The 20,914-nt window shown below is 69.8% G+C and carries 26 protein-coding genes and 1 tRNA gene; 8 read left to right on the forward strand and 19 right to left on the reverse strand.

Features of this window, described 5'->3' with window-relative positions; genetic code table 11:
* Positions 1-4: 4 nt before the first annotated feature.
* Positions 5-1,036: a glycosyl hydrolase gene (locus tag KF889_09580; GenBank protein MBX3499683.1), complete on the reverse strand. Its 1,032-nt coding sequence runs from the start codon at positions 1,034-1,036 to the stop codon at positions 5-7.
* A 141-nt stretch (positions 1,037-1,177) separates the two neighbouring features.
* Here KF889_09580 and KF889_09585 point away from each other — a divergent pair, with 141 nt between their 5' ends.
* The 5 genes from KF889_09585 (at position 1,178) to KF889_09605 (ending at position 5,175) form a co-directional block, all read left to right on the forward strand.
* On the forward strand, positions 1,178-2,137 hold the full coding sequence (locus KF889_09585) for a tripartite tricarboxylate transporter substrate binding protein (GenBank protein MBX3499684.1): 960 nt from the start codon (positions 1,178-1,180) through the stop codon (positions 2,135-2,137).
* Between the two features lie 9 nt (positions 2,138-2,146).
* Positions 2,147-2,755 (forward strand): glutathione transferase GstA, encoded by a 609-nt coding sequence (gene gstA, locus KF889_09590; GenBank protein MBX3499685.1) that lies wholly within the window; start codon positions 2,147-2,149, stop codon positions 2,753-2,755.
* A 23-nt stretch (positions 2,756-2,778) separates the two neighbouring features.
* Positions 2,779-3,453 (forward strand): glutathione transferase GstA, encoded by a 675-nt coding sequence (gene gstA / locus KF889_09595; GenBank protein MBX3499686.1) that lies wholly within the window; start codon positions 2,779-2,781, stop codon positions 3,451-3,453.
* A 63-nt stretch (positions 3,454-3,516) separates the two neighbouring features.
* Positions 3,517-4,176: a GntR family transcriptional regulator gene (locus KF889_09600; GenBank protein MBX3499687.1), complete on the forward strand. Its 660-nt coding sequence runs from the start codon at positions 3,517-3,519 to the stop codon at positions 4,174-4,176.
* 33 nt (positions 4,177-4,209) lie between these two features.
* Positions 4,210-5,175, forward strand: coding sequence for a tripartite tricarboxylate transporter substrate binding protein (locus KF889_09605; GenBank protein MBX3499688.1), 966 nt, complete (start codon positions 4,210-4,212; stop codon positions 5,173-5,175).
* A 165-nt stretch (positions 5,176-5,340) separates the two neighbouring features.
* Here KF889_09605 and folD read toward each other — a convergent pair whose 3' ends face one another.
* From folD to KF889_09635, 6 genes are all read right to left on the reverse strand, one after another.
* On the reverse strand, positions 5,341-6,243 hold the full coding sequence (gene folD / locus KF889_09610) for a bifunctional methylenetetrahydrofolate dehydrogenase/methenyltetrahydrofolate cyclohydrolase FolD (GenBank protein ID MBX3499689.1): 903 nt from the start codon (positions 6,241-6,243) through the stop codon (positions 5,341-5,343).
* Positions 6,240-6,554, reverse strand: a complete 315-nt coding sequence (locus KF889_09615; protein MBX3499690.1) for a DUF167 domain-containing protein — start codon at positions 6,552-6,554, stop codon at positions 6,240-6,242. Before KF889_09615 ends, folD begins: the two co-directional genes overlap by 4 nt.
* Positions 6,551-6,844, reverse strand: coding sequence for a YggT family protein (locus tag KF889_09620; protein MBX3499691.1), 294 nt, complete (start codon positions 6,842-6,844; stop codon positions 6,551-6,553). The genes KF889_09615 and KF889_09620 overlap by 4 nt, the downstream gene beginning before the upstream one ends.
* 85 nt (positions 6,845-6,929) lie before the next feature.
* Positions 6,930-7,604 carry an FHA domain-containing protein gene (locus KF889_09625; protein MBX3499692.1) on the reverse strand — a complete coding sequence of 225 codons (675 nt, stop codon included), beginning with the start codon at positions 7,602-7,604 and terminating at the stop codon, positions 6,930-6,932.
* Entirely contained in the window at positions 7,604-7,867 is a 264-nt protein-coding gene (locus tag KF889_09630; GenBank protein MBX3499693.1) for a hypothetical protein, read from the reverse strand. The genes KF889_09625 and KF889_09630 overlap by 1 nt, the downstream gene beginning before the upstream one ends.
* Before the next feature lie 18 nt (positions 7,868-7,885).
* Positions 7,886-8,266, reverse strand: a complete 381-nt coding sequence (locus KF889_09635) for a RidA family protein (protein MBX3499694.1) — start codon at positions 8,264-8,266, stop codon at positions 7,886-7,888.
* 156 nt (positions 8,267-8,422) lie between these two features.
* Between KF889_09635 and KF889_09640 the strand changes: the two genes are divergently transcribed.
* Both KF889_09640 and KF889_09645 read left to right on the forward strand, forming a co-directional pair.
* A tRNA-Ala gene (locus tag KF889_09640) sits at positions 8,423-8,498 on the forward strand.
* Positions 8,499-8,588: 90 nt separating this feature from the next.
* Positions 8,589-9,728, forward strand: a complete 1,140-nt coding sequence (locus KF889_09645; GenBank protein MBX3499695.1) for a succinylglutamate desuccinylase/aspartoacylase family protein — start codon at positions 8,589-8,591, stop codon at positions 9,726-9,728.
* Here the strand turns inward: KF889_09645 and KF889_09650 are convergent, their stop codons facing one another.
* A complete protein-coding gene (locus tag KF889_09650) occupies positions 9,729-9,995 on the reverse strand; it encodes a hypothetical protein (GenBank protein ID MBX3499696.1) in 267 nt (88 codons plus the stop codon).
* A gap of 202 nt (positions 9,996-10,197) precedes the next feature.
* Here KF889_09650 and KF889_09655 point away from each other — a divergent pair, with 202 nt between their 5' ends.
* Positions 10,198-10,419: a hypothetical protein gene (locus tag KF889_09655; GenBank protein ID MBX3499697.1), complete on the forward strand. Its 222-nt coding sequence runs from the start codon at positions 10,198-10,200 to the stop codon at positions 10,417-10,419.
* Positions 10,420-10,482: 63 nt separating this feature from the next.
* Here KF889_09655 and KF889_09660 read toward each other — a convergent pair whose 3' ends face one another.
* The 11 genes from KF889_09660 to KF889_09710 form a co-directional block, all read right to left on the reverse strand.
* Positions 10,483-11,379 carry a transporter substrate-binding domain-containing protein gene (locus KF889_09660; protein MBX3499698.1) on the reverse strand — a complete coding sequence of 299 codons (897 nt, stop codon included), beginning with the start codon at positions 11,377-11,379 and terminating at the stop codon, positions 10,483-10,485.
* A gap of 9 nt (positions 11,380-11,388) precedes the next feature.
* Positions 11,389-12,186: a transporter substrate-binding domain-containing protein gene (locus tag KF889_09665; GenBank protein MBX3499699.1), complete on the reverse strand. Its 798-nt coding sequence runs from the start codon at positions 12,184-12,186 to the stop codon at positions 11,389-11,391.
* Between the two features lie 2 nt (positions 12,187-12,188).
* Positions 12,189-12,905: a methyltransferase domain-containing protein gene (locus tag KF889_09670; protein MBX3499700.1), complete on the reverse strand. Its 717-nt coding sequence runs from the start codon at positions 12,903-12,905 to the stop codon at positions 12,189-12,191.
* A 13-nt stretch (positions 12,906-12,918) separates the two neighbouring features.
* Positions 12,919-13,590 (reverse strand): LUD domain-containing protein, encoded by a 672-nt coding sequence (locus tag KF889_09675; GenBank protein MBX3499701.1) that lies wholly within the window; start codon positions 13,588-13,590, stop codon positions 12,919-12,921.
* The gene (locus KF889_09680; protein ID MBX3499702.1) at positions 13,587-15,014 is read right to left on the reverse strand and encodes an iron-sulfur cluster-binding protein; all 1,428 of its coding nucleotides are present in this window, start codon (positions 15,012-15,014) and stop codon (positions 13,587-13,589) included. Before KF889_09680 ends, KF889_09675 begins: the two co-directional genes overlap by 4 nt.
* A complete protein-coding gene (locus KF889_09685) occupies positions 15,011-15,793 on the reverse strand; it encodes a (Fe-S)-binding protein (GenBank protein MBX3499703.1) in 783 nt (260 codons plus the stop codon). Before KF889_09685 ends, KF889_09680 begins: the two co-directional genes overlap by 4 nt.
* 6 nt (positions 15,794-15,799) lie before the next feature.
* Positions 15,800-16,906, reverse strand: a complete 1,107-nt coding sequence (locus KF889_09690) for an MltA domain-containing protein (GenBank protein MBX3499704.1) — start codon at positions 16,904-16,906, stop codon at positions 15,800-15,802.
* A gap of 90 nt (positions 16,907-16,996) precedes the next feature.
* Complete coding sequence (locus KF889_09695; protein ID MBX3499705.1) at positions 16,997-17,686, reverse strand: Tim44 domain-containing protein; 690 nt, start codon at positions 17,684-17,686, stop codon at positions 16,997-16,999.
* 126 nt (positions 17,687-17,812) lie between these two features.
* Positions 17,813-19,216: an adenylate/guanylate cyclase domain-containing protein gene (locus KF889_09700; protein MBX3499706.1), complete on the reverse strand. Its 1,404-nt coding sequence runs from the start codon at positions 19,214-19,216 to the stop codon at positions 17,813-17,815.
* A gap of 57 nt (positions 19,217-19,273) precedes the next feature.
* Positions 19,274-20,101, reverse strand: a complete 828-nt coding sequence (locus tag KF889_09705) for a class I SAM-dependent methyltransferase (GenBank protein ID MBX3499707.1) — start codon at positions 20,099-20,101, stop codon at positions 19,274-19,276.
* Positions 20,102-20,121: 20 nt separating this feature from the next.
* A complete protein-coding gene (locus KF889_09710) occupies positions 20,122-20,907 on the reverse strand; it encodes an MBL fold metallo-hydrolase (protein MBX3499708.1) in 786 nt (261 codons plus the stop codon).
* Positions 20,908-20,914 lie beyond the last annotated feature (7 nt).

Here is a 20,914-nt window from a genome sequence, read left to right on the forward strand (position 1 = left end):
GCGGTCAGGCGATCGATTGCGGGTGGGCACGGACCGGTGCCTCGAACGGCGTCCAGGCGACCGCGGTGATCTCCGGAAAGGACCGCCACTCCCTGGACCAGCTGGCCCCGCCGTCGACCGAGCGGAACAGGTCGCCGTACTTCGTGCCGGCAAACAGCAGTCCCGGATCGTCGTCATGCGCGCCGAACGTCCAGAAGGTGGAGTTGGGTTGCGCGTGCAGGAGCGCCGGCGTCCAGCTGACGCCGCGATCCAGCGAGCGATAAAGCCGGCTGCGGGTTCCCGGCGTGCCATCGCCGACCGCCAGAACCACGGCGTCGGTGGTCGGCACGTGCTGGACGGCGCGCGTGTAGTACATGCCGTCGAAGCGGCTCTTCGATGGAACGCCGCTCCATGTCACGCCGCCGTCGGTGCTGGTGAAGACCGAGTTGACCGTCAGCACGAAGGCCGTCCGCGGCCGACCCTTGGCGGGCGGCAGCACGGCGATGTGGTGAATGTCGGAATTGTTGATCGCGCCATCCCGGTCGATCCGCGTCCAGGTGACGCCGCGATCGAGGCTGCGCCACGCGCCGCCCTCCTCGACGCCGAACCAGACCTGGGCGCTGTCCACGGGATCGACGCAGATCGTGAGAATGCGCGGTCGATTGACGCCGTTGCAGAACTCCGGGATGTCCGGCGACAGACGCTCCCAGCTATTGCCGCCATCGACCGAACGGAACATCGCCGCACGCTGTGGTGCGCCGGTTCCTGCGTAGATGAAGGACGGGTCGACCGGGTCGATCGCAATCGACCACACCGCCATGCCGTTCATCGGCGAGTCGATCCGCGAGAAGTGCGCGCCGCCATCCATGCTCACGCACAACCCGGCATCCGCACCGGCGAGAATCCGCGCCGGGTCGGCGGGGTGAACCGCCAGGCTGCGCACGACGCCGTCAAACTCGATGGCCTCCTTCAGCCCAAGCCGGTGCCACGTCGCGCCGTCATCGACGCTGCGCAGGATTCCCTGGCTGGCCGTCCCGACCAGAATTGTGCCCCGCATAGCCGTTCTCCCAAAGCCGCCACCAACACCGTACTTGCCCTACGGAACGGCTACAATCAACAATGTTGTAGTACTACAATTGACTACGATGCCAGTTCTATAGTACAAACGATGGGATCGACCCCACAAGGGCCATCCATCATGCCAATCCTCCGCGCGCTGGCAGTCCTGCTCGCACTGGCCCTATCGGCGCCGGCGCTGGCAGCGCCCTATCCCGACAGGCCGGTGACGATCGTCATACCCTTCGAGGCGGGCGGCTCGACCGACGTCTCGGCGCGCGTCGTCGCCAAGGCGCTTTCCGACGTCCTGCGCCAGCCCGTCGTGGTGCTGAATCAGCCGGGGGCGGGCGGCCGCATCGGCACACGCCGCGTCGCCTCGGCGGAGCCGGATGGCTACACCCTGCTGTGGGGCAGCGGCAGCACCCTCGCGGTCGCGCCGATCCTCTATCCGGGCCAGGACTACCTGAGATCGCTCGTGCCGGTCAGCGTGGGCGCGCTGCAGCCCTTCATCTTCGTGACCTCGCCGGCGACCGGCGCCAGGTCGATCGAAGAGCTCGTCGCCCTGGCGCGGCGCAAGCCCGACGCGCTGAACTTCGCGTCGGCCGGTGCCGGCTCGAGCAATCACCTGCTCGGCGAAATCTTCATGTCGGCGACCACGACCAGGTTCGTGCACGTTCCCTACAAGGGCGCGACCTCGGCGCGCGACGCCGTGATCAGGGGCGACGCACAGCTGATGAACGAGGTGCTGGCGCCGCTGCTGGCGCAAGTCAGGACAGGGCAGCTGGTGCCGCTGCTGATCACCAGCGCGACGCGCGATCCAGGGCAGCCCGACGTTCCGACGACCGCCGAGGCGGGCCTAGCCGATCTGGCCATCACCGGCTTCTTCGGCCTCATGGCGCCACCCGGCACGCCAACGGACGTCGTGGCCACGCTGAACGCCGCGATGAGGAAGGCATTGGCCTCGGACGCGCTGCGCAAGTCGTTCGACGCCATGAGCTTCGAGGTCGGCAGCGGTTCCGCCGAGGACCTCGCCGCCATCATCGCGCGCGGCCGCGCGCGCTACGGCCGCATCGTCCTCGAGCGCGGCATCCGCGTCGACTGAGGCCGGACGATGAAGCTCTACCTCACCCCGCATGCCTGTTCGCTCGCCGTCGACATCGTCGCGCGCGAGCTCGGCATCGCGCTCGACCTCGAATGGGTCGACGTGCGCGCCAAGCGGCTGCGCGACGGCGCCGACTACTTCGCCGTCAATCCGAAGGGGCAGGTTCCTGTCCTGGAGCTGCCCGACGGCCAGCGGCTCACCGAAGGGCCCGTCATCGTCCAGTATCTCGCCGATCTGCGTCCCGGCAGCGGTCTGCTGGCGGCCGCGACGAGCATGGAGCGCTATCGCGTCCTCGAGTGGCTGAACTTCATCGGTTCGGAGCTGCACAAGGGCTTCACGCCGCTTTTTCGTCCGACCACGCCCGCCGAATACCGGTCGATCGCGCGGCAGAACCTCGAAGGCCGTCTGAAATGGCTCAACGAGCAACTGTCCGATCGGCAGTTCCTGACCGGCCCGACGTTCACTGTCGCGGACGCCTACTGCTACACGATCGTCATGTGGACCAGGCTGCACGACATCGACCTCGCGCAGTGGCCCAACGTCGAAGCGTATGTCGCGCGCATCGCCGCACGTCCGAGCGTCAAGGCCGCCGAGCAGGCGGAGCGCGAAGCAGCTTGAGACGGTCGCGGGGGAATGGTCGCATGAAGCTCTACCACGAAGTCCGCGGCTGCTCGCTCGCTGTCGACATCGTCGCGCGCGAGCTCGGGATCCCGCTCGAGCTGGTCTGGGTCGACGTGCCGCGCAAGAAGCTGCCCGACGGCTCTGACTACTACAGGATCAATCCGAAGGGCCAGGTGCCCACCCTGGAACTGCCCGATGGCCAGCACCTCAGCGAAGGCGCTGTCATCATGCAGTACCTCGCCGATCAGTGCCCCGGCAGCGACTTGATCGCGCCGGCCGGCACGCTCGAGCGCTATCGCATCATGGAATGGATGAGCTTCATCGCATCGGACCTCCACAAGGGTGCGTTCATGCCGCTCATCAAGAAGGCGACGCCGGCGAACTATCGCCCCATCGCGCGACAGCTGGTGCTGAATCGCCTGCAGTGGCTCAACGAGCATCTGGCCGATCGCGATTACCTGACCGGCTCGACATTCACCATCGCCGACGCCCATTGCTACACGATCGCGATGTGGACCGCGTACCAGGGAATCGACGTCTCGTCCTGGCCGCATCTGCAGGCCTACCTCGCGCGCATCGGCGCGCGCCCGAGCGTGATCGCCGCGAAGGAGGCCGAGCGCCGCGAAGCCGAGGCGGCGGCGCTGCGCCCGTCCGGCGCTGTCGGCTCGCCGGTCACGCCGGCCGCTACCGTATGATCCGACCGTCCTTCGAATCCACAGGCGCATCGTCGCCGCAACTCCGGCTGGTGGGCTGACACGATGAACAACGTCGAGACGGCGACTCCCCTGCGCAAGCAGGCCGAAGAAAGCCTGCGCAAAGCCATTCTCTCCGGGCGCTACGACGCCGGCGAGCGGCTCAAGGAGCGGCAGCTGATGGAAAGCCTCGGCGTCAGCCGAACGCTCCTGAGGGAGGCGCTGCGCCAGATCGAGGCCGAAGGCCTGGTCACCCTCGTGCCCAACCGTGGCCCTGTCGTCTCGGTGCTGTCGTACGAGGACGCCGAGGAGATCTACGAGGTGCGCGGCATCCTCGAATCGCAGGCCTGCATCGGCTTCGTGCTGCGCGCCTCGAGCAGCCACGTGCGCAGGCTGGAGGCCGTCTTCGCCCGGCTCCAGGCCGCCGCCGAAGCCGGCGATGTCAACGCGACCCTGGAGCTCAGCGGCGAGTTCTACGACGTCATCCTCGAAGGCAGCGGCAACAAGATCCTGAGCTCGATGCTGAAGCTGCTTCACAACCGCATCGTGCTGCTTCGGCGGACCTCGATGTCGGAAGCCGGCCGATTGCCTGAAACGCTCGACGAGCTCACCCAGATGTTCAACGCGCTGCGCAGCCGAGACGAGTCGGCCGCCAGCAAGGCCTCGATCCATCACGTCCGCCAGGCGTCGCGTGCGGCCCTGCGCGTCATGCGCAAGGGCCAGTGACACACCGGGCGCGACCACGACATGGAGACTCCCTTGAAGATCGTGCGACTCATCCTGGCCGGCCTGCTGGTGGCGGCCACATCGGCGGCGCAAGCGCAGCCGGCCTATCCCTCCAGGCCCGTCACGCTTGTCGCGGCCTTCGCGCCGGGCGGCGGCACCGACACCGCCGCGCGTCTCATCGCCAAGGAACTCGCCGCCGAGCTTGGGCAACCCGTCGTGGTCGACAATCGCGCGGGGGCCGGCGGGGCCATCGGCGCCACATCGGTGGCCCGCGCCGCCGCCGACGGCCACACGCTGCTGCTGGGCACCGGCTCGGAGCTGGTGGTGCTGCCGGCGGTCAAGGCGAAGCCGCCCTACGACACGCTGAAGGAGTTCGTGCCGGTCGCAAGGATCGGCACCGTTTCGCTGATGCTGGTGGCGCATCCGTCGGTGCCGGCGAGCACGGTGCAGGAACTGATCGCACTCGCTCGCGCCCGTCCCGGGGAGCTGACCTACGCATCCTTCGGCATCGGCTCGACCAACCATCTCATCGGCGAGTTCTTCACCGGAAGGACCGGCACGAACCTGCTGCACGTGCCGTACAAGGGCAGCGCGGCGGCGGCTACGGATCTGGTCTCCGGACAGGTCAAGCTGGCGTTCGATACGCTGAGCGTGGCGATGCCATTGGTGCGCAGCGGAAGGCTGAAGGCTCTGGCGGTCCTGTCTCCGGTGCGCTCGGCACTCGCGCCCGAGCTGCCGACGATGACCGAGAGCGGCGTGGCGTTGGCCACCGAGGGCTGGATGGGCGTGCTGGCGCCCCGCGACACGCCCAACGCGATCGTCGAGCGGCTCAACCGGGCGATCAACAAGGTGCTGGCCATGCGGGCCGTGCGTGACGCCTTCGACGGACGCGGCGTAACGGTGGCGACCGGCACGCCGGATCAGTTCGCCGACTTCGTCAAGGGCGAAGTCAAGCAGTGGACCGCCGTCGTGAAGGCCTCCGGCGTTCAGGTCGATTGATCGGTCACCTGACCTGCCGTTTGACCCGCGGCGCTCAAGAGCGGCGCGCGGTCGATCGAACGCCACGACTGTCATCCCGAGCGCAGCGAGGGATCCAGGGCAGACCTGGATTCCTCGCTGCGCTCGGAATGACAGGGTCGCTCCGATGTTCGGTATGCCGGCGCGCTAATACAGCTTCGCCGGCGCCAGCCCGGCGCTTCGGCGGGCAGCCTGCAGGGTGTTGTGCAGCAGGCAGGCCACGGTCATCGGCCCAACGCCGCCGGGCACAGGCGTGATGGCGCGCGCCACGTCGCGGGCGGCGGCGAAGTCGACATCGCCGATCAGCCTCGACTTGCCGTCGGGCTGGGCCACGCGGTTGATGCCGACATCGATCACCGTCGCCCCCGGCTTGATCCAGTCGCCCTTCACCATGCGCGCGCGGCCGACGGCGGCGACGACGATGTCGGCGTGCCGGCAGGCCGCCGCCAGGTCGCGGGTGCGCGAATGCGCCATGGTCACGGTGCAGTCCTCGCGCAGCAGCAATTGCGCCACCGGCTTGCCGACCAGCACCGAGCGGCCGATCACCAGGGCGTCGGCGCCGGAGAGCGCGCCCAGCGAGTCCTTGAGCAGCATCAGGCAGCCCAGCGGCGTGCACGACACCGGGAAATCGAGCGGCTCGCCGGCGCCGACCTGCGACAGGCGGCCGGCGTTCATCGGATGCAGGCCGTCGACGTCCTTGTCGGGGTCGATGGCGCGGATCACCTCGGCGGTAGAGATGTGCCTGGGCAGCGGCAGCTGCACCAGGATGCCGTGCACCAGGGGATCGGCGTTGAGCGTCGCCACCACTTCCAGAAGCTCGGCCTGCGTCGTGGCCGCGGGCAGACGATGCTCGAAGCTCGCCATGCCGACCTCGAGACTCTGCTTGCCCTTGCTGCGGACATAGACCTGGCTGGCCGGATCCTCGCCGACCAGCACCACGGCGAGTCCCGGCGTCACGCCCGCGGTGGATTGCAGCTGGGCGACCGCGCCGGCGACGCGGCTGCGCAAACCCGCGGCATAGGCCTTGCCGTCGATCAGGCTGGCTGTCATGGCGGGCTCTCCCTCCAGGTTTCGAGCGTCGCGCCCAACGCCGCAGGGTCGCCCGCGACATGGATGGTCTTGCGCCGGGCGGCGGCGCCCTGGGTGACGCTGATGGCGGATCGGGCGACATCGAGTGCCCGGGCGAGCAGCGCGATCACTGCGGCATTGGCCTTGCCGTCCTCCGGCGCGGCGGTGACGGAGATCGACAGCGCCTCGCCGTCGCGATCGGGCACCAGGCCGTCGATGCCGACGCGCCGGGCCTGCGGGCGCACCTTCAGGCGCAGGCGCACGCCGTCCCGGGTCGCGGTCCAGAAGCTCACAGCAGCGAAGGGGTTTGTCCGTACGAGAGGGGAATCAGGATGGAACGGCGGACGAAGTAGATGATCAGGATCAGCACCAGCGGCGCCAGATCGATGCCGCCGAAATTCGGCAGGAAGCGGCGGATCGGCCGCAGGAGCGGCTCGGTGAGCCGCAGCATGAACTGCCAGATCATGCCGACGACCTGGTTGCGCGGGTTCAGCACGTTGAACGCCAGCAGCCAGCTCATGACGGCCTGGATGATCAGCAGCCACATGAACAGGTTGAACACAATGTCGATGACGGCCGCCAGCGACGAGATCACGGCATCCTCCTTGTCGGGGGCGCACGCATAGCGGAGCGGGAGCGCGACGGCAAGGCGACGCGGCTGCGCGGCATCAGGCGCGTGCCAGGGAAAGCGTAACGGCGCCGAAGCGCAACTCCCGCGAGTTGCTGATCTCGCGGATGCCGTTGACCGGCAGCAGGGGCGCGCCATCGATCCAGGTGCCGCCCGAGGTGCCGAGATCCTCGAGGCCCAGCCGGCCCGGCAGCAGATGCAGGCGGGCGTGCGGCGCACCGACCGAGCTGTCGATGATCGTCAGGTCGGCTGGTGCCGCCGGCGCGCCCACGGTCAGGATCGGGCGGCTCTCGTCGAAGGCAAAGCCCAGCGGTGTGCCGTTGGGCAGGGCGCCGGACAGGATCCAGCCGGTGGCGGCAGGCGGCGGCAGTTGCTGCTGCGGCGGCGGCAGGGCCTGCGGCGTGCCCGGCCCGGGCGGCAGCGGCGGCAAGCCCTGCGGCGGCAGCGGGCCGGGCGGCTGGTAGGCGACGCGCGGCGCGCCCGCGCCGTCGCGCGGCCACTGGATGAAGGCGAAGACCCAGAGCAGGATGATCCAGATGATCCAGCCGATGCCGGGGATGATGCCGGCGACGTTGAACAGGCCGAGATAGCCGGGAAATCCGGCCTTCACCATGATCCGCCACGACATCCAGGTGGTCAGGCCGAGGAAGATCAGCGGCACGACGACGGTGAACAGCTGACCGGCGAGCAGCGCGCCGAGGCCCGCGGCTTCCATCAGCGTGTCCCCGTCTGCGGCTTCGGCGGCGCGGCCTCGCCGGCGGGCCAGGTGCCGAAGGCGAGGATGGCGAAGACGATCACCGTGCCGACGCCCGGGATCAGGTGCAGCAGCGACATCGCGCCGGAGTAGCCGGCGCGGTTGCAGATGCGCCAGGTCGGGATGATCAGCGCCAGCACCATGATCACGAGGTACATGATCACGCCGAGGATCACGACGATCATGCCGGCACCGAGGATCCAGGCGGCGGTCTTGTCATCCATGGCATCGGCCCTCCGGCGTCAGGCGAGGCAGACGACCTCGATCTCGACCCGCGCGTCGCGCGGCAGGCGCGCCACCTGCACCGTGCTGCGCGCCGGCGCCGGGTCGGCGAAGTAGGTCTGGTAGACGCCGTTCATGGCCGTGAAGTCGTTCATGTCGGCGAGGAACACCGTCGTCTTCACAGCCCGGGCGAGATCGCTGCCGGCGGCCTTGAGCACCGCCTGCAGGTTCTTCAGCACCTGGTGCGTCTGCGCCTCGATCGTATCGCCGGCGAACTGCCCGGTCTTCGGATCGATCGGAATCTGGCCCGAGCAATAGATGAAGCCGCCGGCGGCGATCGCCTGCGAATAGGGGCCCAGCGCGGCGGGGGCGGCGTCGGACTGGATCTTCTGCTTGCTCATGGGGCTCTCCGGAGGCTCGTGGCGGCCACCCTCGCACGGCCCCGCGCGGGCCGGCAAGTTGCCGCCCAAAGCCCTGTCCCATGGGCGTTTTTCCGCCCGAAAGGCCGCCTTGACTTCGCCGGGTGCCGTCACCATTATCCGCGCCGTTTTCGGGACGGGGCTGTAGCTCAGATGGGAGAGCGCCTCGTTCGCAATGAGGAGGTCAGGGGTTCGATCCCCCTCAGCTCCACCAACCCGCCCCGAAACCATCCCGACCGTCACTCAGCCAGGCAAATCGCCGCGAGCGTGGACGACTGAACCGGCGGCTGGCAGGCTGCCGCCCATGCCGCGAACCATCGAGCGTATTGCGCTGCCCTCGCCGTCGCCGGGCACGGAGCGCCATATCGTCGTCCACCGCTTCGGCCGCAGGGACGCGCGCCCGCGCGTCTGGCTGCAGGCGGCGATCCATGCCGACGAGCTGCCCGGCCCGCTGGTGCTGCACCACCTGATGCCGCTTCTGGTCCAGGCCGACCGAGAGGGGCTGATCCCCGGCGAGATCATGGTCGCGCCGCTCGCCAATCCGGTAGGCCTGAGCCAAGTGGTGGGCAGCGTGCTACAGGGCCGCTACGCGCTCGACGGCTCGGGCAACTTCAACCGCGGCTTCGTCGACCTGCGCGATGCGCTCGAGGCGGCGATGGCCGGCAAGCTCGGCGACGAGCCGGCCGCCAACGTCGCCGCGATCCGCGCCGCGATCGAGACGCTCCTGGCCGGGCAGAAGGCCGACGACGAAAGCGCCATCCTCAAGCTCACCCTGCATCGCCTCGCCGCCACCGCCGACATCGCGCTCGACCTGCATTGCGACGACCAGGCGGGACTGCACATCTATTGCGGCCCGCGCCAGGCCGCCGCCTTCGCCGATCTCGCCGCGCGTCTGGGCGCCGTCGCCCTGCTCACCGCGGAGGATTCCGGCGACACGCCGTTCGACGAGGCGCTGACGCGGCCGTGGTGGCGGCTGATGCAGCGCCATCAGGACAAGCCGATCCCGGCCGAGGCGATGATCTCCTGCACTGTCGAGCTGCGCGGCCGCGGCGATATCGACGACGCGATGGCGCGGCGCGATGCGCAGGGCATCTTCGACTGGCTGTGCGCGCGCGGCGCCGTCTCCGGCGAGGCGCCGCCGGCGCCTGCGTCCTGCCCGGCGACGCCGCTCGACGGCGTCGGCCCGGTGCGCACGCCGCATGCCGGGCTGTGGGTGCCCTGCGTCGAGCCCGGCACGCGCGTGGCGGCCGGTGACGTCGTGGGCCATCTCGTCGATCCGATGCTGCCGGCCGATGCCGGCCGCTTGGCGCTGAAGGCACCGGTGGCCGGCATCATGTTCGCGCGCATGCGGCCCGATCTCGCCAAGGCGGGCGATCGCGTCGCCAAGATCGCCAGCCCCGAATCGATTCCCGACCGGCGCGGCAAGCTGCTGGGCGACCGCTGATCAGCGGCGCTTGCGGATGTTCGCCGGCGCCGGCGGCCGTGCGTCGCGTCGTCCCTCGAGGTCCATCTCCTCCAACGCCGCCGACAGGGCCGGATCCTCGGTGCATTCCAGCCGCATCGGCGGCTTGATCCTGCGGCTCTCGGCAGCCAGCGCCGCCCTGCACTGCTCGTGGCTGAGCCCGTAGTCGACCGCGCGTGCCTGGCAATGGCTGCCATCCGGCTGCGGCGAGGCCGTGCAGATGATCAGCGACAGGACCCAGGCGTTCATTACGGATTGCCTCGAGGCGACTTGCCTCGATTCAAAACCGGTGGCTTGCCCGCCGGTTCCCGCGCGCAGCAGATTCACTGATCAATCGGACGAGTGCGCAGTAATGCGCGTCGCCGACATCGCTGGCCACAACATCTGTGCCGCTCAGAGCGCCGGGAACCATCGCCTGCGCTCACGCTTCTTGCCTTCGTGGAGGGATCGCATGGCGCGGCGAATCTATTACGTGGTGAGCGACGGCGAGGACGACTGGGGCGTGCGGCTCGACGATGGCGCGGTCGAGGGTCATACCGACCGCGACACCGCGCTGAGACTTGCCCGCGACGCGGCGGCGGCCGACGAGGCCATGGGACACGAGGCCCAGGTGCAGATGCAGACCGAGCTGGGCTTCGAGCTTCGCTGGCGCTATGGCCAGCCGATTCCGTAGAGGATCGAGCGGAAACCTGGAGGGCGCTCCCAGTCCCTCGCTGCGCTCGGGATGACAGGCGCCTCAGTAGATCGCGAACGGCACGTATTTCTCGGCGAGTCGCCTGAGCGTGCCGTCGGCCGCCGCCTCGGCCAGCGCCTTGTTGAAGGCGTCGCGCAGCTTGGCGTCGTCCTTGCGAAAGCCGATGCCGACGCCGTCGCCCAGACTGCGCGTGTCCTTGACGTCCTGGCCGAAGAATTCGCAGCAGGCGCCCTCCGGCGTCTTCAGCCATCGCCACAGCGCCACCTTGTCGCCCAGCGCGGCGTCGAGCTTGCCGGCGGCCAGTTCGGCGCGCGCCTCGTCGGCGGTCGCGAACATCTTCATGCGGATCGTCTTGCGGAAGGCGCGCTGCAGATAGTCGGCATAGACCGTGCCGCGCTGCACGCCCACCGTCTTGCCGCGCAGCAGCGCCGGCGCGCCGTCCGGCACCATGGAATTCCTGGGCATGACGAAGGCGCCCGGCACCAGCATGTAGCGCCGGCCGAAGGCGATCTGGCGGCGGCGCTCCGGCGTCATGTCCATCGACGCCATGATCGCGTCGTAGCGCTTGTCGAGCAGGCCGGGGAGGATGTCGTCCCACGGCGCGGTGACGATCCGGCAGTCGATCCGGGCGCGCCGGCACAGCTCGGCGGCGAGATCGACCTCGAAGCCGGCGGGTCGGCCCTGGGCGTCAAGCATGTTGAAGGGCGGAAACCGGCCCTCCGTCACCACGGTGGCCTTCAGCGTCGGCGCCGCCGGCGGCTTCTGGCCGGGCTTGGCCTTGTGCGGCGGCGTGGCCGGCCTGGGCCTGGGCGGCGTGGTCGATTGCGCCGTCGTCGATCCCGGCTGCTGGGCGAGCACCGGCGGCGCGCATGGCGCCGGCAGTGCGATCGCCAGCGCCGTCGCGATCGCCAGGAGCTTCAGCCTTCCGCCGATCCGCATCGCCGCCGTTCAGAACAAGGGAAACGGCAGATGCCTGGCCGCCAGCTTCTGGACCGTGCCGTCGCCGCGCAGGCCGAGCATCGCCTTGTCGACCAGTTCCTTGAGCCTGATGTCGGAGCGCATCAGCACGGCGACGCCAGGGCCGCTCGCCTCAGCATCGCGGATATCGGGCCGGGCCGCCTCGCAGCAGGCGCCGCCTGGTCCGGCGAGCCAGGCCACGGTGTGGGCGCGATCGAGCAGCGCGCCGTCGACCTCCTGCGCGTTCAGGGCGGCCTTCACCTCCTCGGGCGTCTCGTACTCGACCACGGTCGCGGCGCCGGCCTGCTTCAGCCACCGCCCCCAGCGGGTCGAGCGCTGCACCGCGATGCGCCGATCCTTCAGCCCGACGGGCGTTGCGTCGAGCTTCGTGCCCTTGCGGACGACGATCGACAGCGGCACGCGGCCATAGGGCGCGGCGAAGACGCCGCGTTCGGCGGGCAGGCCACCGATCTCGATGCCGCCGGCGGCAAGATCGGCCTTGCCCGCCGCGAGCTCGGCACGCAGCTCGTCCCAGTCGATCGCCTCGATGATGCAGTCGGCCTTCATGCGCGCGCACAATGCCCGCACCAGCTCGATGTCGAAGCCGGCAAGACGACCCTCCGGGGTCCGCGCCGCGAACAGCGGCTCCGACAGATCGACGACGACGCGCAGCCGCATCGACTGCGGCAGCGGCGCGGCCGGCCCCGGCGGCGTCTGCGGCGACTTGACCTGCTGGGCGAGTGCGACGCTCGCGATGAGCACGAGCAGGGCGGCGATGATGGATCGCATCGTCAGGGCTCCCGCCGGGCGACGACGTTGACGAACATGGTCGGCAGGTAGTCCCGCGACAGCGGGTAGCGCTGGCCGGCCTGGTTCGCCAGCATGGCCCGGTTGTCCTCATGGTCAAGCACGACCTGGAACAGCGCCTGCTCGACGGCGCCGATCGCCGGCGAGAGCTCGACCGCATCGCCGCGCATGACGCGGTAGGCGATGTCGAGACCGGCGGCGCCGCCGGTATAGAACAGCGAGAGAGGCCGCAGCGCGTCGAACAGCAGCATCACGCCGGCGAAGGACATGCGCCAGTAATCGTCGGGTTCGGCATGATGGGCGCGCGCCCAGGCGACGCGCACGAAGAGGTGGCCACCGGGCGCCATGAGCTGCCGCAGCTGGCCGGCCAGGTGCCAGGGCGCCACGGCGTGCTCCAGCACACGGTCGCAGATCACCAGGTCGAACGCCGCCGCCTCGAGCGCGGTGAGATCGCCGCACACCACATCGACATTGGCGCCGGCGCAGCTGTCCACGCCGGTGAAGCGGGCGCGCTTGCCGAGCCTGTCCTCGACCAGGTGGCGCCAGTTGTGTGCGCCGCGCTCGGCCGGATGGGTGCGCGCGCCGACCTGGAGAACATGGGCCTTCCGCTTGCCGGTCGCCGCGGCGACGGCATCGAGCAGCGCGGCGATCTCGCGCGTGGCCGCGGTGCCGACGATCCTGAGCTGCTCGGGCGCGCCCATCGCGTGGCGCGCCTCAATCGCGCACGATCAGGATGTGCATGCGGCGCGGGCCATGCGCGCCCAGCTCGAGCTGCTGCTCGACGTCGGCAGTGCGCGACGGGCCGGTGACGGTGTTGACGGTGCGCGGCATGGCGCCCTCGCCGTAGCGCGCGCGCAGGCGGGCGAAGACCTCCTCGTAGGCACCGACGATGTCGTCCTCGCGCAGGATCACGACATGGGTCTCGGGCAGCAGGTTGAGCGAGGTCGGATGGTCCGGCCCAGAGGTGAAGATCAGCGTTCCGGTCTCGGCGACGCCGGCGAAGGCGCCGGTGATCGCCACGCGATCGGCGTCGCGCGGCAGGCCGCGGCGGATCTCCAGCATCGGCCGTTCGCTCCAGTCATAGCGGCCGAGCGCCGGATCAGGCGCCATCACCGCGGCGGCCGGCAGATTGTTGGTGGCGAGATAGCCGCCGACCGCTTCGGCCACCTCGGCCTCGGCAACGCGCGCGACCGTGGCGTGGACCGCCCTCGCGCCTTCTGCAAAAAGTTCGATCTGCTGCTCGCGCGGGACCTGCGAGCGCCGCGGCACGATGTTGACGGGATGCTGCACCAGGCGGGCTTCGGCGGCTTCGCGCGCCGCGCCGGAAAGCTCGCCGCGGCGCAGGCCGCGACGGATCGCGCCCAGCATCTGCTCACGTGCGCTCATCGCACCGCTCCGCCCCGCGCCTTCCACTGCGCGTGGAAGGTGCCGCCGGTTTGTGGCGCCGGCATGTCGCGATGCTTCGTCCAGCCGCCCGCCAGCGGCAGCGCGTCGTAGCGACCCTGGGCGCGGCCGAACAGCGCCAGGGCACGGTTGGCGATGCCGGTGGCCACGCGATAGAGCCTCGGCCGTTTGGCCAAGAAAGCCCACAGGCCCAGAGCCTTGCGCACAGCGGGCGGCGTCAGGCGCCGCTCGAACTCGCGCTCGCGCCAGTGGCGCATCAGCCGGGGCAGCGGGATGCGCACCGGGCAGACGCTCTCGCAGCGGCCGCAGAAGGTCGAGGCGTTGGGCAGGTCGCCGGCCTCCTCCAGGCCGAGCAGCTGCGGATCGAGCACCGCGCCAATCGGCCCGGGATAGACCCAGCCATAGGCGTGGCCGCCGATCGCGCCATAGACCGGGCAATGGTTCATGCAGGCGCCGCAGCGGATGCAGCGCAGCATGTCCTGCATCTCGCCGCCCAGCACGCTGGAGCGCCCGTTGTCGAGCAGCACGACGTGGTAGGACCGTGGCCCGTCCGGATCGCCGTCGCGCCTGGGCCCGGTGTTGAACGTGGTGTAGCTAGACCATTCCTGTCCGGTGGCCGAACGCGCCAGCACGCGCAAGAGCGCCGCGGCGTCTTCCAGGGTCGGGATCACCTTCTCGATGCTGGCGATGACGATGTGCGTGTCGGGCAGCGTGTTCGACAGATCGGCGTTGCCCTCGTTGGTGACCAGCATGGAGCTGCCGGTCTCGGCGACCAGGAAATTGGCGCCGGTGATGCCGACATCGGCCTCCTGGAACTTGCGCCTGAGCACCTCGCGCGCCTCGGCGACGAGGTCGTTGCGCTCGGTCAGGCGGCGTGTGAAGCCCAGCTTGCCGTGATGCTCGTGGAAGGTGTCGGCGACCTGGTCCTTGGTCAGGTGCACCGCCGGCGCGATGATGTGGCTCGGCGGCTCCTGGCGCAGCTGGATGATGTACTCGCCCAGATCGGTCTCGATCGGCGCGATGCCGTGCGCCTCGAGATGCTCGTTGAGCCCGATCTCCTCGGCGATCATCGACTTCGATTTCGCCACGGTGCGCGCGTTGGCCTGGCGGCAGAGGTCGAGCACGATGCGCCGCGCGTCCTCGGCCGTCGGCGCCCAGTGCACATGGCCGCCCAGCGCCAGCACCTTGCGCTCGAAGCGCTCGAGATAGAAATCCAGGTTGGCCAGCGCGTGGTTCTTGATGTCGCGCGCGCGATCGCGCAGCGCCTCGAACTCGGGCATGCGATCGACCGCGCCGCGGCGGCGCTCGACGAAGCCGACCTTCATGATCGACAGCGATTGCTGCAGGTTGGCGTCGCGCAGCGCCTCGCCGATATTGTCCTTGAAGGCGTGCGCCGTCGATTTCATGGCGCCGGCTCGCCGATCGCCGGCTCGTCGGCCATGCCGGCGATCACCTCGGCGACATGGCGCACCTTCACGGGGCGTCCCTCGCGCTGCAGCTTGCCGGCCATGTTCAGCAGGCAGCCCAGGTCGCCCGCGAGCAGCGTGTCGGCGCCGGTCGCCTCGATATCGGCGAGCTTGTCGTCGAGCATGGCGTTGGAGATGTCGGGATACTTCACGCAGAACGTGCCGCCGAAGCCGCAACAGATCTCGGCGCCCTTCATCTCGACCAGGGTCAATCCCTCGACGCCGGCGAGCAGCTTGCGCGGCTGCGCCTTGACGCCCAGCTCGCGCAGGCCCGAGCACGAATCGTGATAAGTCGCCGTCGCCTCGCAACGCACCGCGGGGGGCGCGACGCCCAGCACGTCGACCAGGAAGGTGGTGAGCTCATGCGTCCGCGCCGCCAGCGCCTCGGCCCGCGCCTTCATCGCCGGATCGTCGGCGAACAGCGCCGGATAGTGATGCGCGATCATGCCGCCGCACGAGCCCGATGGCGCCACGACGTGGTCGTAGCCCTCGAAGGCCTCGATCACGCGGCGCGCGATGTCGACGGCGTCGGCGCGGTCGCCGGAATTGTAGGCAGGCTGGCCGCAGCAGGTCTGCGCCTCGGGCACGACGACACGGCAGCCGGCGTCCTCCAACAGCCTTGCCGCGGCGAAGCCGACCGAGGGGCGGAACATGTCGACGAGGCAGGTGACGAACAGCGCGACGTCGAGGCCGGCGCCCGGTCGTTGCGGCTGGCGCATCTGATTTCAGTTCTTCTTCGGCAGCAGCAGGAACATGCGGCCGCCGGCGTTGAAGCGGCCGGCGATCTGCCCGACGGCGTTGCCCGAGCCGAGATAGATGTCGCCGCGGCCGGCGCCCTTGATGTCGCCCCCGGTGTCCTGGGCCACCATCAGGCGGCGATAGGGCGTCGACGTGCCGCCGCGCGCCGGCGGGCGCAAGGTGTCGATCCAGACCGGGATGCCGTAGGGCATCACGGCAGCGTCGATGGCGAGGCTGCGGCCCGAGGTCAGCGTGACGCCCTGCGCGCCGACCGGACCGGCGCCCCTGGTGTCCTTGAAGAACACATAACGCTCGTTGCGCCGCATGATGTCACGCGAGCGCTGCGGATTGGTCTGCAGCCATTTGCGGATGCTCTGCGCGCTGACCTGATCCCTGGGGATAGCGCCCTCGTCGGCCAGCACCTTGCCGATCGCCGTGTAGGGCCGGTTGTTGGTGCCGTCGAAGCCCAGGCGAAGCGAGCCGCCCTCGGCCAGCAGGACGCGTCCGCCGCCCTGGATCTGCATCTCGAACAGGCTGATCGGATCCTCGACCCAGGCGATCTCAAGACCCTTGCCGCGCAGCCCGCCACTCTCGATCTCGGCGCGGGTCAGGTAGGCCCCGCCGGCCTGCAGATCGGGCGGCTTGCGGTAGACCGGAATCGTGAAGCGCCGCGACGGCGCCTTGCTGCCGCGCAGGAACGGCTCGTAGTAGGCCGTGTACTTGACCTCGACGCCCTGGCCGGTCACGGCGAAGGTCTGGAAGTTCTGCTCGAAGAACGCCCGCGCGCTGCGTGCGTCACGCGCCTGCCCGGCGCGATCGCAGACGCGCTTCCAGTCGGCGGCAGTGGTGCGCTGCTCACCGTTGTCGGCGGCGATGCGCGTCTCGCCGCCGGCGACCAGCCGCGGGCAGGAGCGCCGGAACGCAACGGCGGCGTCGGTGAGGATGTCGTCGCGCCAGCCCGGCAGCTCGGCGAAGGAGACGGCGGACAACGTCGGGCGCGTCGTGCGCTCGCTGCCGGGGCCGACGCCGGCGCATCCCGCCAGCGCGACCAGGCCGAAGACGCCGAACACCCGACGTAGAGCTGCCAATGCCAATAGTGGTCTCCCGGACAGGGGTCGTCCCGGTTCGGACGATCGCGGGACCGCCGACGATTCCACGTCGCGGCGCCGGATGGAACCCCGAATTCAGCTTTCGCTGTCGGTGCCGACCAACAGCCAGTTCGGATTTTCGGACCGCGTGTCGCGCGCGAAGGTCCACACATCGGTCACGCGTTCGACCGTATTGGGATTGCCTTCGACCATCAGTCCGTCGGCGTCGCGCGTGACGTTGATCTGCTCGGTGGTGAACCGCATGGTCACATGCGCCACGCTGCCGCGCAGCTCGGCGCGCACCAGCTCGGTCGAATCGAAGCCGATCAGGCTGGTTTCGAGTACGCGCCCGTGCGCCTGGCGATCCTTCACCGCGGCCTCGAAGCTGGCATAGGTGGCGTCGTCAAGCAGCGGGCGCAGGCTCACGAGATCGCCCTTGGCGAAGGCACCGACGATCATCTCGAATGCCGCGCGCGCGCCGCCGGCGAAGCCCTGCGGGTCGAAACTGCGGTCGGCATCGCGGATGGCCTCGATGCCCGCACCGGCCGCAGCCGCGATGCGGACCTGGCCGGCCGAGCGCGACGGCGGCAACGGATCGCTGGGCCGCGGCAACTGCACAACGTTTCCATTGTCGCGGCGCGCCTCCGGCGTCGGCGCCGGCGGCGCGAAGGGTTCCTGTGTCGGTGGCCGCTCGTTTCCGGTGCGGCGCCCGAGCACCGAACGCAGGCGCAATACCAGGAATATTGCGACCAGGGCGATCAGGATGATTTCAATATGGCTGCCCATGGAAGACCTCGCCGGCTGGGGCGCCCTGTGCCCGCCTTGGCCTCAACCTACATAAGCGGCGGCCCGCGAAAGGGCAAGGCGAGCGGCAGTCGGCCAAAATCGATGCTTGCCCCTCAATTTGGGCAATCAGGCGGCAAGGATCACGAGGTCGAGAGGCGCGGTCACGCCGCTGACGCGGCGTCCGGCACGCCGCTCATGCGGCGCTGGCGCGACATATCCTTGCGCCAGCCCGAGATCGTAGGTCGCCTGGTCGGTCAGCGCGCGCACGCCTTCCTCCTTGGTGTGCTTCTCCAGCTTGGCGGCGAGGTTCACCGCGTCGCCGATCACCGTGTACTCCAGCCGGTCGCCATCACCCACGGCGCCGAACACCACGCGGCCCGAGGCGATGGCCAGCCCGACGCGCACCGCCGGCTGACCGCCGGCCTCGCGCTCGGCGTTCCAGCCGGCGATCGCGGCCAGCACGGCATCGGCGGCCCGCAGCGCATCGGCGGCGTAGGCTTCGCGCGGCCCGGTCGCGCCGAATGAAGAGAGGATGCCGTCGCCGAGGAACTTGTCGATGCTGCCGCCGGCGGCGAGGATCACCGGACAGACACGGCCCTGATACTCCTGCAGGAGCCGCATCACCGCGTCGGGCGCCATCGTCGTCGACAGCCGGGTGAAGCCGCGCAGATCGGTGGTCAGGATGGCCACGTCGCGCAGCTCGCCCTCGCCCGGCGCGATCGCCATCTCGCTGCGCCGAATGCGCTCGGCCACCTCGGGCGCGAGAAAGCGCGACAGATCGAGCGCGGCGACCTGCTCGGTCGCGGCGCGGATCAGCAGCCGCCGGGCGCGCGCGATCGCCAGCGCCAGCACCAGGGTGACCACCACGATCGTCACGACTCGGTCGATCTCCGCGCCGTAAAGGATGAAGTCGGTGCGGACATACTCGACGTAGTCACGCGTGCGGCAGGGATGCGCCGCGCAGCCCGACGGCCGGCCGACGCCGTAGCCCCACATCTCGGACGCACCCGCCGCGAACGCCACGAGGACCAGCCAGCCCACAACCGCCATGGCGCCCGCGAACAGCACGAAGCGCGCCTCGAAGCGCAGCGCGCGCAGCGCGATGAAGATGAAGACGTAGGCGAAGGTCGGCGCCTTGAGATAGAAGCCAGGCGGCTGGCCGTACTTGAGGTGAAAGCTCCAGATCACCGCCATCAGCAGCGCCATGTCGAGCACCACCGAGGCGTAGAGCATCCACGGCCGCAGCAGATGGCCCAGCGCCAGCCCCAGCCGGATCAGGGTAAGGGTGGCGTAGATCGCAAGAATGCCATCGATCAGGTCGACACCCTTGATGATGTCGACATCCTGCAGGCTGCCCTGCGCCATCGGCGCGGCGTGGTAGAGCGCGGCGAAGAACAGCGCCGCCAGCAATTGCGCGACGCTGACCAGGATCTCGCTGCGCTCCTGCTGCGCCTGGATGCGCGCGAGCACCCGCGCCGGAGGCGCGGGGGCGCCACCGCCGTCGAACAGCCAGTTCAGCACCGCCCTCATCGTCCCAGTCTACGCGGTTCGTCCCGCAGGCGGCATCGCCTCGTCGATAGCCGCACGCTATCGCAGCTTGCGCAGCCACAGGCTGGTCGGCCGCCCCTGCGGATGGCGCGGCAATCGTGCGGCGACGCATTGGCCGACTCGCCCGGCCAGGCGCGTCGCCGCGTAGGGCGAGGAGAACAGCACTTCCCAGGCGCCCGACAGCAGCAGGGGGATCACGCCCTGCTGCTCGTTGTAATTCCGCCACGCCCACTCGGCCGGATAATCGTCCGGCAGCGTGATGTCGTGGATATGCACCAGCGTGCCCGCCGGCAGGACAGGCAGGACGCGGCCGAACAGCAGGTCGACGTCGCTGCCCGGCATCAGGATGTGGCTGGAGTCGATGAACAGCAGGTCGCCGGCCTGGAGCTCGGCGAACACCGCCGGATCGGCATGGTGCACGGTGCGCGGCACCACCTCGACGCGCGGCAGCCGGGCGATGTCGGCGCGCGGCGACGGGTCGATCGCGACGATCGCGCCTTCCTCGAGCGCTGCGGCGAGGAAGCGCGTCGAGTGACCGGAGCCGATCTCGACAACGCGCCGAGGCCGGTGCCGGCGCACCAGGGCGTAGGCCGCACAGGCATCGAGCGTGGGAAACCACGCCTGATCGAAGCGCGGCGTCGGACCGGCCCAGCCCGGCGGCGGCTCGCGGCGCGCGATCGCCTCGAGGGCCAGCGCGGCGGCGTCGATCAGATCGAGCACCGCCTCGAACGCGGCGTGCCGCACGGCGAACAGCGCCTCGATCGCACCGTAGGGTGGCGAGCCGCCGGTCGGCGGCAAGGTCGCGGCATAGCGGTAGGGAATGAACCAGCCGCGTCGCCGAAGGCCCAGGAGAGTCGGCAATCCCAGTCGAAGGCGGCGCCAGAACATCAGGGCGCCAGGGTCATGCCTTCGCGCGCCGCCACGATGCGCGGCAGGCCGGCGCGCGTCATGCCCGGCCGCGCCGCCGCCGCCTCGGCGACGATGCGGTCCATGGTGTCGTCGTCGTGCGAGGGGTCGTGATGGAAGATGGCCAGCGTGGCGATATCGGCGGCGTCGGCGATGCGCATGCCCTCCTGCCAGGTCGAGTGGCCCCAGCCGACGTGTCGGGGATACTCCTCGTCGGTGTAGCTGCTGTCGTAGACCATGATGTCGGCGCCGCGGCAGAGGTCGACGATGTTGGCGTCGCGTTCGCCGGGCCGGTGCTCGGTGTCGGTGATGTAGCAGATCGACTTGCCGGCATGCTCGATGCGATAGCCGGTGGCGCCGTTGGGATGGTTGAGCGGCACCGTGCGGATGGTCACGCCGGGCGCCGGCTTCAGCGTGTCGCCGCAGACGAAGTCGCGGAACTCGATCTCGGCGGCGAAGATGTCCATGGTGACGGGATAGAGCGGTGCGGCCATGGCGTGGCGCACCACCTGCTTCAGAGTGAGGTCGGGCGCGAGATGGCCCGCCGACAGGCGGACCTTGTGGCCCTTGCGCGCCAGCGGCGCGAAGAAGCTCAGGCCGGCGATGTGGTCGAAATGCGTGTGGGTGAAGAAGATCTCGGTTTCGGTCGTCCCGCCGGCGCCGCAGATCTGGTTGCCGAGCTTGCGGATGCCGGTGCCGGCATCGAAGACCAGGCGATGGCCGCCGGCCATGACCTCGAGGCACGACGTGTTGCCGCCGTAGCGCATGTATTCC

The sequence above is a fragment of the Alphaproteobacteria bacterium genome, from assembly GCA_019635875.1.
Classification (GTDB): domain Bacteria; phylum Pseudomonadota; class Alphaproteobacteria; order Reyranellales; family Reyranellaceae; genus JAFAZJ01.